11 protein-coding genes and 2 tRNA genes are annotated in these 12,375 nt (G+C 36.3%); 8 read left to right on the forward strand and 5 right to left on the reverse strand.

Going from position 1 to position 12,375, the window contains the following annotated elements; translation table 11 throughout:
* The first annotated feature begins 48 nt into the window (after positions 1 to 48).
* From N3A72_06300 to tmk, 5 genes are all read left to right on the forward strand, one after another.
* Positions 49 to 1,944, forward strand: coding sequence for a DUF4954 family protein (locus N3A72_06300; GenBank protein ID MCX7919209.1), 1,896 nt, complete (start codon positions 49 to 51; stop codon positions 1,942 to 1,944).
* Between the two features lie 77 nt (positions 1,945 to 2,021).
* On the forward strand, positions 2,022 to 2,645 hold the full coding sequence (locus N3A72_06305) for a hypothetical protein (protein ID MCX7919210.1): 624 nt from the start codon (positions 2,022 to 2,024) through the stop codon (positions 2,643 to 2,645).
* A gap of 71 nt (positions 2,646 to 2,716) precedes the next feature.
* Positions 2,717 to 2,792: transfer RNA gene (locus N3A72_06310), tRNA-Val, on the forward strand.
* Between the two features lie 82 nt (positions 2,793 to 2,874).
* Positions 2,875 to 2,952 (forward strand) — tRNA-Asp (locus N3A72_06315).
* Between the two features lie 74 nt (positions 2,953 to 3,026).
* A complete protein-coding gene (tmk, locus tag N3A72_06320; GenBank protein ID MCX7919211.1) occupies positions 3,027 to 3,674 on the forward strand; it encodes a dTMP kinase in 648 nt (215 codons plus the stop codon).
* A gap of 16 nt (positions 3,675 to 3,690) precedes the next feature.
* Here tmk and N3A72_06325 read toward each other — a convergent pair whose 3' ends face one another.
* The 5 genes from N3A72_06325 to wecB all read right to left on the reverse strand — a co-directional run bounded on the left by N3A72_06325 (position 3,691) and on the right by wecB (position 7,347).
* Positions 3,691 to 4,086 carry a response regulator gene (locus N3A72_06325; GenBank protein ID MCX7919212.1) on the reverse strand — a complete coding sequence of 132 codons (396 nt, stop codon included), beginning with the start codon at positions 4,084 to 4,086 and terminating at the stop codon, positions 3,691 to 3,693.
* Between the two features lie 25 nt (positions 4,087 to 4,111).
* A complete protein-coding gene (locus N3A72_06330; protein ID MCX7919213.1) occupies positions 4,112 to 4,855 on the reverse strand; it encodes a DUF3307 domain-containing protein in 744 nt (247 codons plus the stop codon).
* 4 nt (positions 4,856 to 4,859) lie between these two features.
* Complete coding sequence (tatC, locus tag N3A72_06335; GenBank protein ID MCX7919214.1) at positions 4,860 to 5,612, reverse strand: twin-arginine translocase subunit TatC; 753 nt, start codon at positions 5,610 to 5,612, stop codon at positions 4,860 to 4,862.
* Between the two features lie 42 nt (positions 5,613 to 5,654).
* Positions 5,655 to 5,873 (reverse strand): twin-arginine translocase TatA/TatE family subunit, encoded by a 219-nt coding sequence (gene tatA / locus N3A72_06340; GenBank protein ID MCX7919215.1) that lies wholly within the window; start codon positions 5,871 to 5,873, stop codon positions 5,655 to 5,657.
* A gap of 313 nt (positions 5,874 to 6,186) precedes the next feature.
* Positions 6,187 to 7,347, reverse strand: a complete 1,161-nt coding sequence (gene wecB / locus N3A72_06345; GenBank protein ID MCX7919216.1) for a UDP-N-acetylglucosamine 2-epimerase (non-hydrolyzing) — start codon at positions 7,345 to 7,347, stop codon at positions 6,187 to 6,189.
* Between the two features lie 279 nt (positions 7,348 to 7,626).
* Here wecB and N3A72_06350 point away from each other — a divergent pair, with 279 nt between their 5' ends.
* From N3A72_06350 to N3A72_06360, 3 genes are all read left to right on the forward strand, one after another.
* On the forward strand, positions 7,627 to 8,916 hold the full coding sequence (locus tag N3A72_06350) for a citrate synthase (protein MCX7919217.1): 1,290 nt from the start codon (positions 7,627 to 7,629) through the stop codon (positions 8,914 to 8,916).
* 309 nt (positions 8,917 to 9,225) lie between these two features.
* Positions 9,226 to 11,151, forward strand: a complete 1,926-nt coding sequence (locus tag N3A72_06355; protein MCX7919218.1) for an aconitate hydratase — start codon at positions 9,226 to 9,228, stop codon at positions 11,149 to 11,151.
* 58 nt (positions 11,152 to 11,209) lie between these two features.
* The gene (locus N3A72_06360) at positions 11,210 to 12,286 is read left to right on the forward strand and encodes an isocitrate/isopropylmalate dehydrogenase family protein (GenBank protein MCX7919219.1); all 1,077 of its coding nucleotides are present in this window, start codon (positions 11,210 to 11,212) and stop codon (positions 12,284 to 12,286) included.
* Positions 12,287 to 12,375 lie beyond the last annotated feature (89 nt).

The raw sequence follows: 12,375 nt of genomic DNA on the forward strand, positions 1-12,375 counted from the left end.
ATTGCATCCGAATCGTTATATTTTTATATTTCTTTTGGAGTGATAAAAATGAACAACATTGACGTTCTCGGTGCATTACAACAAGCGATCCAAACCTCTGAACTCATTGCTAATGTAGCGAAATTGAAGGAACAAACTGGTGGTAACCATTTAACTGCAGCACAAATTACTAAACTGAAAAAAAATGGCAACTTTGCTGAAGATTGGGAAAAAATTAAAGTCGCTGACGGATTCGATCCCGATCGAGTTCGGAATTCCATGTTCTACGGTGAAGTTTATATCGGAAAATTTGATGAAAATATTTCCGTTGAAACAGGGATAGAACTTCCCAGTGGCATCTATAATTCTACTATTGTCAATACAATTATTGGGGATAATGCTTTAATTTATTCTGTTAAATTACTCGCTAACTATTGGATTCAAGAAAAAGCAGTTATTTCAAACGTCGGTGAACTCGCCACCCGAAAAGCAACTTCATTTGGTAACGGCGTTGAACTTTCGTTAGCAATAGAAACTGGAGGACGAGAAGTTAAAACTTATGGTGAAATAACCGTTGAGGTTGCAACCAAAATCGCTAGTTCTCGAAAAGATAAAAATTTGTTGGCCGAATATGAGAAACTCGTGGCTGAATATGTGAATAAAGCGACGTCATCTAAAGGAATTGTCTGTGAAGGAGCAATGGTAAAAAATACGAATAAAGTACTAGAAACCTTTATTGGTGCATTTGGGATCATTGATAATGCAAATATTGTACTTAATTCTACCTTATTAAGTAATAAAGATGAAAAGACCGAAATCAGCAACGGTGCGTATGTTAAGAATTCTATTATCCAATGGGGTAGTGAAGTTACATCTAACGGTATAGTTGATTCATCGGTTTTAACTGAACATTCCCACGTTGAACGTGAAGGATTAGTAACCAACTCTATTCTCGGACCAAATACTGGAGTCGCTGAAGGTGAAGTAACGGCATCACTGGTCGGACCCTTTGTCGGATTCCATCATCAATCACTGTTAATTGCTGCGTTTTGGCCTGAAGGAAAAGGAAATGTTGGTTATGGCGCAAACGTCGGTAGTAATCATACTTCGCGGGTTCCAGACCAAGAAATATGGTGTGGTGAAGGAACCTTTTTCGGATTAAGCGTGGACATAAAGTTCCCGGCGAATTTTTCTCAATCGCCATATACTATTTTAGCAACAGGAGTTACTACACTACCGCAAAAAGTTGCATTTCCGTTTTCACTTATTAACTCTCCCGCTGAATTTTATCCGGGCGTACCCCCGGCATATAACGAATTGATTCCGGGCTGGGTTCTTTCTGATAACCTTTATTCCGTTAAACGTAATGAAGGTAAATATATGAAACGGAATAAGGCGAAGCGGAGCAAATTCGAGTTTGAAGTTTTCCGACCGGACATTATTGATTTAATGCTCGATGCGCGGAAACGGTTACAAGCTGCATCTGGTAAAGAAGTTTATACTGATAAGGATATTAAAGGTTTAGGTAAAAACTTCTTATTGGAAAAATCGAGAAAAAAAGGAATCGAAACCTATACCTACTTCATTCAATATTATGCATTACTTGGGCTAAAGAAAAAAGTCGCTGAAGTGCTTACAACCAAAGGTAAATCTGGTCTCGATGTATTGCTTAGCACCCCAAGCGATTGTCCACGGTGGGAACATGAACGAAAAATTTTACGATCAGAACTTGGTGATAAATCTATTCCTGATTGTTTGAAAATGTTAGCAAAAATGCAGCAAGATATAGCAAAAAGCGTACAATTATCTCGAGAAAAAGATGATGAACGAGGAGTTCGTGTTATCCCAGATTATTTGGAAGCACGAAAGCCGGCAGTGGAAGATAGTTTTGTTAAAGAAACTTGGAAATTAACCGAAACAATGGTTACTGAGATAGATGCATTGCTCGGTCAAATCGAACAGTAGTAATTTAGGTTTAAGGATATATCGGGATTGGATTGTTTTGTTTAATAGATTCAATCCCGATTTTTATGTTTAATCGTATGCCTAACGAAGATAATCCCATGAAATTTAAAATTGACATTTTGCAGTATAAAAAACCGGAATTAGTGTTTTATTTCGATTTGGATGCTATTGCAGGAGAAAATGAAGAGTATGAATTTGTGTGGGAAAAAATCGAACGTGCTATCATAAGTTTTCTTTACTCATTAGCCAAGTCTAATAATAAAGCGATCGTTGATCAACAATTTTTTATTTGGGGAAAATTCGGCAGTACTGTCAATATTGATGAACATCTTTGCAATGCATATTTTATATACTTAATTCCCGAAACAGAACTTATGGACATTGCTAAATTACTAGCTGAATCATTTAAAACCAGTAAAATTTCATGGGGATTTGAAGCATCTGGTTTGTTAGATGAAGAATGTATTCCTTTATTTAAATATGAACGAGGGAACATTATTCGCTATATTTTTGACCAGATTACCGAAGATGGTTTGGAAGATTTCGGTTGTGCAAAACTAGAGTTCACACCTTGGGACGGAGATTGGCATATTAGTTCCGGCGCTTATTCGATTGATATGACCAACGATACTACATTATATAAATTATCTGAAGATAAGCAAGTGAGAATAATATATCGTAAATTCAACATTGAAGTTTAAAATATTTTACGCTTATTTGAAGTTGAAAGTTTAGCTGTTATACAATATAATATTTATAATTTAGTGCTTCTGGGCGGGTAGCTCAGCTGGGAGAGCATCACCCTTACAAGGTGGGGGTCGCAGGTTCGAGCCCTGTCCCGCCCACCAGAGTAAGGATATATTTAGTTATTAAGTACTCAAGAGATAAATAATAATTTTGAGTATGACACTATCGTAAACTAATTTTAATGGGGCCGTAGTTCAGTTGGTTTAGAACGTCTGCCTGTCACGCAGAAGGTCGCGAGTTCGAGTCTCGTCGGCCCCGCCAAAAACTATTATGAAAGCCATCAAAAAATAATGATGGCTTTTTTTATTTTCGTTTTTATAGTAAAATGTTACACTATGAAAAAGAAAAAGGGATTATTTATATCGTTAGAAGGCGGCGAAGGTAGTGGTAAATCAACGCAAGTACGATTACTTAAAAACTATTTGCAGCGAAGAGGATATCAGGTTATCGCTACTTTAGAACCAGGTGGCACAGTCATCGGGAATCAAATTCGCAGAATACTCTTATCGCCAAGCAACAATACTATGGTTCCCTTAACTGAACTGTTCTTATATTTAGCGAGTCGAGCGCAAATTGTTCAGGAGATTATAAAACCCGCATTGTATCAAGGAAAAATAGTTATCTGTGACCGGTATGCTGATTCTTCTGTAGCATATCAAGGTGTAGCACGAAAGTTAGGTATCGAATTCGTCCAACAATTAAATAGAATAGCAACAGATAACTTACAGCCCGATATAACTTTTTTCTTAGATATCGAACCAAAATTAGGATTAGCTAGAAAAATACGCCATTCTTATGGACACGTAGACCGGTTGGAAAAAGAATTGCTCGCTTTTCACCGTTTAGTAAGAAAAGGATATATCAAATTGGCTAAAAATGAGCCGGCCAGGATAAAAGTTATCTCGGTTACGCAAAACTTAACCCCCAAGGATATTTTTCAACTAATGAAACGAGAGCTCGATATCCTGTTGGGTGAAACATAACCATCAAATGGAATTACTACTTTTCTTTATTTTTCTTCAGGTTAATTAACGCTTCTACACGGCGCAGCAGATCCATAGGTTCAAATGGTTTGGAAACGTAATCATCGACTCCTACCTTCTCTTTCCAGTATTCATCAGGTTTTTCGGAATATTTGGTTGCTGCGGTTAGCATTAATACCGGTACATCTTTGGTACTATTTTCTGCCCGCAACGCGTTTAGCACCTGGATTCCGCTCATTTTCGGCATCATCAAATCAAGAACAATTACGTCCGGTTTACGTCTTTTTGCTGACGCGAGCGCTTGTTTTCCATCATAAGCCAATTCAACTTCAAATGCTTTCGATTCCAGTGTAACTTTTATAACCTGAGCAATATCTCTATCGTCATCAACTACAAGAATATATTCTGGCAAAGTTCAGTCCTCCTTAATAAATAAATTACGTTATTGTTCCTGGTATAAAGCGCAACAAGATTCCAACTGAAGTGGCTACAACCGCATTCGTTATTAACGCAAAAATTGTTGGCCCTTGGTCGCGCTCACTTTTCCGCAATGAAAATAAATACCATTGTGATATTGGAACTAATGGGATAATAAGAAAGAAGTATCCTTTCAACCATGCAAATGTCGTAATTAATAATCCTCCAAAAATAGTATAATATTTTTCTGCTGTTGTCAAAAAACCGCGTTCATTTCGTGAAGGGAAAAACATTTTTTCTAAATAGTAAACCAAAAAAGCTCCGCCAAAAGATGCAAACAGATATCCGATCAAAATAAGAACAATTTGATTATCCTGATATAAAAAAGAAATAGAATTTAACGATGGCGGAAGATTAAGCCGGAATGTTTCATCTAAATCTATCAAGAGTACTAAACTTAATAAACCGATATGGGCAAGTTGATCGCCAACAAATATTCCAAGATTATCAACCTGATATTTCCGAGATAGATTAATTTTAAATTTATCTAATACATAATGCGAAATAAAAAGAAAAAATAGAAACACCCAAAATTGCCATTCACTCCACCATGGAATTAATAATACTGTCGCAACGAGAAAAAAAATAAAAGAATGTAACCAAATCCCCGTGGTTTTCATTATTTTAAGCCGATAAATCACATCAAATTGTAGTGGAAATTCGGCAATCAAATGCGCTAGCAATAATCTCCAAAAAACGTACATTGTATTATCTCTTTTCGATGATTGCAATTAACCAAACCGATATTTCAAACAACAGATAAAGCGGAATTATCAAAAATATTGAAGTCCAAAGTTCACTACCAGGAGTAATAATACATGCTAATATCGCAGCTAAAAGAATAGCATATCGTCGATTTCTGGATAGTTGCGCTGATGTAACCAAACCAATTTTAGAAAGACCAATTAATATTAGCGGTGTTTCAAATACTATTCCCATTGCGACTAAAATGATAATTACAAACGATATATATTCTTCAATACCGATTAAAGGTTGCATTATTGGAGTAGCGTATTGTAATAAAATCGGCACTCCAATTGGGATAATCCAAAAATATGCTATCGCTACTCCCACTAAAAAACAAAGTATAGCAAACGAAAATAAAATTCGAACAACTTTTTTTTCGTTACGTTTCAATGCGGGTTCAATGAACATCCATAATTGATACAATATATACGGACTTGCAATAATAATACCGGCTCCGGAAGATACTTTAAGCCGAATATTGAACGGGGTAAGAATCGATCCATAATAGGTTACTTTAATACTATTTTTACATGGTGCAAATAAAATATCTATTAATCTGTCGGAATAGAAAAAGGATATGACCGTTGCTATGAGAAAACCAATTAAACAATTGATAATACGCTTTCGCAGTTCTTCAAGATGTTCAATAAAAGTTAACCGTTTTTCTTCAACTAATTCGTTTTCTTCATCAGAAAAATCCTCAAAATCATTCATACCGACTGCCCTATTATAAGATTATAGTTATCAAATAAGGGGTTATCCGGATAACTGATTTACATCATCCTTCTTCACCGCATCACTTTTTTCGCTCTTAACTTTCTCATTTTCTTCTGCATCGCCTAACCCTTTCATGCTGTCCTTAAATTCTTTGATACTACTTCCAAGTGCACGACCAATCTTGGGAAGATTTTTGGGACCGAAGACCAATAATGCTATCACCAGAACTATAATCCATTCTGCACCTTGAGGTAACATATCGCAGTTCTAGATTGCAAATTCCAAATTGATACTTTAAAAATCGCCAATTCGTAATTTGCAATCGTGGTTCTCCTTTCTTAAGGATATATTTTGACTTATGATGGTAAATATACTAATTCAATATAGCATAATTTATAATAAAATCTAAAGTATAATTGATACAATTTGAATCTTATGATTGATTATTCTCAAGTTAACTCTGTCATATTGACGAATATTAATTGTGCATTTTAAGCTGAAAATAAAGTAATTCAAGATTTATACACCTTAAATTTATTTACACTTTATTTCTGGTTATATAACGGTTTTGTTATATTATAGGCTGTTGAAACTCTCTTGGTAATGATTTACGATACCCAAATTGATTGAGAATAATATGAATGATCCGTTTTCCTGCTTTTCCGTCACCATATAAAGGAATCTTTTGTGCCATAGTCCGATATGTCGCTTTATCATCAAGTAGATGTTGGGTTTCTGTAATTACCTTTTCTGTTTCAGTGCCAATAACCTTAACAATTCCTGCCTTGACTGCTTCAGGCCGTTCGGTCACTTCCCGTAATAATAATACAGGCTTACCGAGTATTGGCGCTTCCTCCTGAATTCCTCCAGAATCAGTTAAAATCAAATATGATTGATTAAGTAACCAGATAAAATCTGCATAATTAGTTGCTTTAAAAAGATGGATACGTTCTTCCCTAGCTAATATTTTATCTACTGTTTTCTGAACAACTGGATTTAAATGATATGGAAATACTATTTCTACGTCCTTATTTCGCTTTGCGATTTCAATGAGCCCAGTACATACATTTTGTAACGGTTTACCCCAGTTTTCTCGCCGATGCATTTCAACTAAAATAATTCTGCGCTGCCAATTGATTGTCTTAATTTCAGGAATCGTCGGTCTTATACTCTGTTTTGCAAACTTTAACACAGCATCAATACCGGTATTGCCAGTAATATAAATTTTTTCGGGGTTAACTCCTTCATTGATCAAATATTGTTTAGCAAGTTCAGTAGGCGCAAAATGCCAATCTGCTAGTTTACCTATGAGAATCCGATTCATCTCTTCTGGAAAAGGATTGTATTTATGAAAACTACGTAGTCCTGCTTCTATATGTCCGATAGGAATTCGATGATAAAATGCAGTTAATGCACCAGAAAATGCTGTCGTAGTATCACCTTGAACAAGGACAATATCCGGATTGACTATATCCATAATTCGAGTTAGTTTTTTTACAGCAAGAGTTGTAATGTGCGTTAACGTTTGCTTCGATTGCATAATATTACAATCGAACTGTGGTTTGATGTTGAATAACTTAAATACAGTATCAACCAACTCTCGATGTTGCGCGGTCGTAACAACAATTGGTTTAAAATACTTTGTATTTTGGTTTAACTCTTCAATAACAGATACGAGTTTAATTGCTTCCGGTCTAGTCCCAATAATTACCATAACCTTAAGTCTATGCATATTTCTATTTAATAGGAAAAAATTATCCGCTTCGGAATATAAATTTTTGTGTTATAATATAGAATAATTATATTATACATTTACCTCTTAAGGGCGAATTTATTGATTTAGATTTATACTTTCGAAACTATCAACCAACTCAGCTCGTTATTACAATTATTATTGGTTAGATACAATTGCAACCCAAATAAGACCTATCGTTATAGTATTCGGTAAAATGATGTTTTGGTAGTATATATTACTTATACCTAATTTTAATCAAAGGAGATATTAAAAAGTATGGCAAAAATTGCCACATTAATTCTAGATAATAGAAGAATTGAGTTACCAATTATCATAGGTACGGAAGGAGAAGTCGGTATAGATATTTCTCAGTTACGTGCACAAACTGGCGCTATAACACTTGACCCTAGTTTTGCCAATACCGGCAGTTGTAAAAGTGCAATAACATTTATCGATGGAGAAAAAGGAATACTTAGATATCGCGGTATTCCAATTGAGCAATTCGACCGAGAAAATCCGAATTTTATTGAGGTCTGCTGGTTACTTATTTTCGGTCGACTGCCGAAAAAAGATGAACTAGCGCGATTTAGTAATCTTCTAACCAATAATGCGCATCTAAATGAAGGAATGAAACATCATTTTGAAGGATTCCCCGTTAATGCAGCACCAATGGCAATTTTATCTGCTATGATAAATGCACTCTCTTGTTATGAACCGCAAACATACCAGATTCCTTCTGATGAAACGTTTGAGGAAGCAGCTGCTGAACTAATTAGTAAAGTGCGAACAATAGCTGCGTTTTCGTATCGGCATTCGCAAGGATTACCCTATATCTACCCCGATCCGAAACGGCGATATGCTGCAAACTTTTTACATATGATGTTTTCGATGCCCTATGCTGAATATGAAGTTGATCCGGATATAGAAGATGCCTTAAATCTGATTCTGATTTTACATGCAGACCATGAACAGAATTGTAGCACGACTACAGTTCGTGTTGTAGGTTCAAGTCAAGCAAATTTATTTGCTTCATGTGCTGCGGGTGTTTGTGCACTCTGGGGACCGTTACACGGCGGTGCAAATGTTGAGGTACTAGAAATGTTAGCGAAAATCCATAAGGGTAATCTTACACCGGAAGATTGTATCAGACTTGCTAAAGATAAGAATAGTGGATTTAAATTGATGGGATTTGGTCATCGGGTATATAAGAATTTTGATCCCCGGGCCCAAATTCTTAAGAAAGTGTGCGATCGTGTATTAAAAAAACTTAATAAAAAAGACCCGTTATTAGATATCGCTATGAAATTGGAAGAGCTAGCTTTGAAAGACCAGTATTTTATTGACCGTAAGTTATATCCGAATGTAGATTTTTATAGCGGGATTATCATGAAAGCAATTGGTATCCCGGTAAATATGTTTACGGTTATGTTTGCAATCGGTCGAATGCCGGGTTGGATTGCACAATGGAAAGAGCAACATGATAAATCCGGTGGACGAATCGTTCGTCCTCGCCAGATTTATATCGGAAATCAAAAAACTGATTATATTCCGATTAATGATCGTTAAAAACTATTTCAAATTATATTGATATTGAGTCAAGTAAATATTTTAATTGAGAAATAACTCAGTACATAACCGCACAAAAAGTGAATTTTAACTTTAGCGGTTTTTTATGATTTAAAACGATAAAACATTTAAAGCTTAAAAACCAATTATAATATTGAAACGAATTCAACATTTATTATTTTTTACATTATATTCGTAAAAATAACCATCTATCAGCGATTATTATAAGCATACACCTGCAAAAATATATTAGGTCTAGACTGAATTTATTATTAATATAGATTAAGTTTAAAGATATATATCAGTTTTATGGGAAAGAATCTATCACAAAAAATTATCTTAGCTCATCTAGTTGAAGGTGAATTAATTCCTGGTCAAGAGATAGCTATTCGCATTGATCAAACGTTAACACAAGATGCAACCGGTACCATGACGTCTCTCCAGTTTGAAGCCATGGGGATTCCGCGGGTTAAAACCAAATTATCGGTCAGTTACGTTGACCATAATATGTTACAGATTGGCTTTGAAAATGCTGACGACCATTTATTTCTCCAAACTATCGCAGCAAAATATGGAATCTATTTTTCGAAACCAGGAAACGGAATATGTCATCAGATTCATCTGGAACGATTCGGGATCCCAGGTCAAACGTTGCTTGGTTCTGATAGCCATACTCCGACTGCAGGAGGACTCTCAATGCTCGCAATTGGCGTAGGTGGACTTGATGTCGCAGTCGCCATGGCAGGAGGCGCGTATTATTTTAATATGCCGAAAATTGTACAGATTGAATTGATTGGAAAACTTCAACCCTGGGTTTCTGCAAAAGATGTAATTTTAGAACTACTCCGTCGACTAACCGTTAAAGGGGGGATCGGAAAAATATTTGAGTATACTGGTCCTGGAATTAAATCGTTGACTGTCCCTGAACGAGCTACCATCACAAATATGGGCGCAGAATTAGGCGCAACGACATCAATATTTCCCTCAGATAAACAGACCCTAGCATTTTTAAAATCACAAAAACGTGAATCGAGTTGGCAAGAACTATTTCCTGACCACGATGCAATTTATGATGAAACGATAGAACTAAATTTATCCGAAATTGAACCGTTAATTGCACAACCGCATAGTCCTGATAATGTTTGTAAAGTTAAAGATCTCGCTGGGAAAAAAATTAACCAGGTTTGTATCGGTAGTTGTACCAATTCTTCATATACCGATTTAACTCGAGTAGCTTTGATGTTGCGCGGGAAGAAAATTCATCCAGACGTTAGTTTAACCATAAATCCTGGTTCAAAACAGGTTCTTGAAATGATTATACACAACGGTTCATTAGCTGATATAATTAGGTCAGGCGCTCGTTTATTAGAAAATTCTTGTGGACCATGCATTGGTATGGGTCAGGCTCCATCATCCGGTGCTGTTTCATTACGAACTTTCAACCGGAATTTTGAAGGAAGGTCAGGAACCGCAGATGCGCTGGTTTATTTATGTAGTCCAGAAACTGCAGCCGCTTCAGCATTAACTGGAGTAATTACTGATCCTCGAACGTTCGGAGCACCCATTGAAGTGCATTTACCGAAAGAGTTTCTTATCGATGATTCGCTCATACTTGAACCGGCAAATGAACCGGATGCGGTAACGATTTTTCGCGGACCGAACATTCGTCCGTTACCAGTAAACTCTCCATTACCTGAATCATTGGAAGGAGAAATTATATTAAAAGTTGGCAATAATATTACCACTGACGATATTATGCCAGCCGGTGCCACAATTCTTTCGCTACGTTCAAATATTCCGGCTATTGCTGAACATGTGTATGAAAAAATTGATGCATCATTTGCGAAACGTGCAAAATCTGCTGGTATAGGTTTTATTGTTGGTGGTGAAAATTATGGACAAGGGTCGAGTCGCGAACATGCAGCATTAGCCCCGATGTACCTTGGTATTAAAGCGGTATTTGCAAAATCATTCGCTCGGATTCATCGTGATAATTTGATCAATTTCGGAATTATCCCGCTAATATTTACCAATACAAAAGTAATTAATGAAATAAAACAAGGTGACCGGTTAACAATCCCGAATATTCATACACAATTAAAATCCATGATGCCAATAACTGTCAAAAATGTGACGCAGAAAAGTGAATTTCAGGTCATCCATGGATTAACACCACGACAGATAGATATTATTATTGCCGGTGGACTTTTAAATTATACCAAAGGGAAAAAGTAAATTCAAAGTTAGAAATATTTTTTCGCACGATTCGATATTTGAATTTACTGGTAAAGTTATGAGCTATCGAATTACAATGATTCCTGGAGACGGTACTGGTCCGGAATTAATGCACGCAACGAAACGGGTTCTGGAAGCAACAGGAGTTAAATTCGATTGGGACATCCAAGAGGCAGGATTAGAAGCGATGAAAAAATATGGGACTCCGCTACCAGATGGAGTTCTGGAAAGTATCCGAAAAAATAAAATCGCTATTAAAGGACCAATTACGACACCTATTGGTACCGGATTTCGGAGTGTAAATGTTGCGATTCGGCAAGCGCTAGGACTTTACGCTTGCGTTCGACCGTGTAAACATTATCCTGGGGTGCGGAGCCGATACCAGAATGTAGACATAGTTGTAATTCGTGAAAATACCGAAGATCTATATGCTGGAGTTGAGTTTGACCTGTACACTCCTGAAGCGAAACAAATTATTGCCCTGGGGAAAGGAAAAATTCGCGAAGATAGCGCAATTAGTATAAAACCGATTTCTATTACTGGGTCAAAACAAATTGTTCAATTTGCTTTTGATTTTGCGGTTGCCAATAATCGGAAAAAAGTCACTGCAGTTTGTAAAGCGAATATTATGAAATTCACTGATGGGCTGTTTTATAAGGTAGCCCGTGAAATTGCTAGAGCGTATGAAGGTAAAATTGCGTACGAAGAAGTTCTAGTTGATAATTTGTGTATGCAATTAGTTCAGAAACCGGAATTATACGATGTCCTTGTTTTACCCAATCTTTATGGTGATATTATTTCAGACCTCTGTGCAGGACTTGTTGGTGGATTAGGGGTGGCTCCGGGAGTGAATATTGGAATAGATACCGCGGTGTTTGAAGCGATTCACGGTTCAGCACCGAAATATACCGGACTAAACAAAGTTAATCCAACCGCATTGATATTATCTGGTTTTTTAATGTTACGTTATTTAGGGGAAATAGACGCAGCAAATCGTTTAGAGAATGCAGTAGCTGCTGTTATTGCAGAAGGAAAATCGGTTACCTATGATATGAAACCAGACCGTGACGATCCAAACGCGGTCGGAACAAGTGAAATGGCGGATGCGATAATTACAAAATTATTAAAATTCTAATTAAACCGGGACATTGAAACAATAACCAATGGCAAAAGAAAAAAAATTTTTATCGGGAAATGAAGCGTGTGGTGAAGCCGCTGTAATGG

The organism is bacterium (assembly GCA_026416715.1).
In the GTDB taxonomy this organism is placed as follows: Bacteria; UBP4; UBA4092; order JAOAEQ01; family JAOAEQ01; genus JAOAEQ01.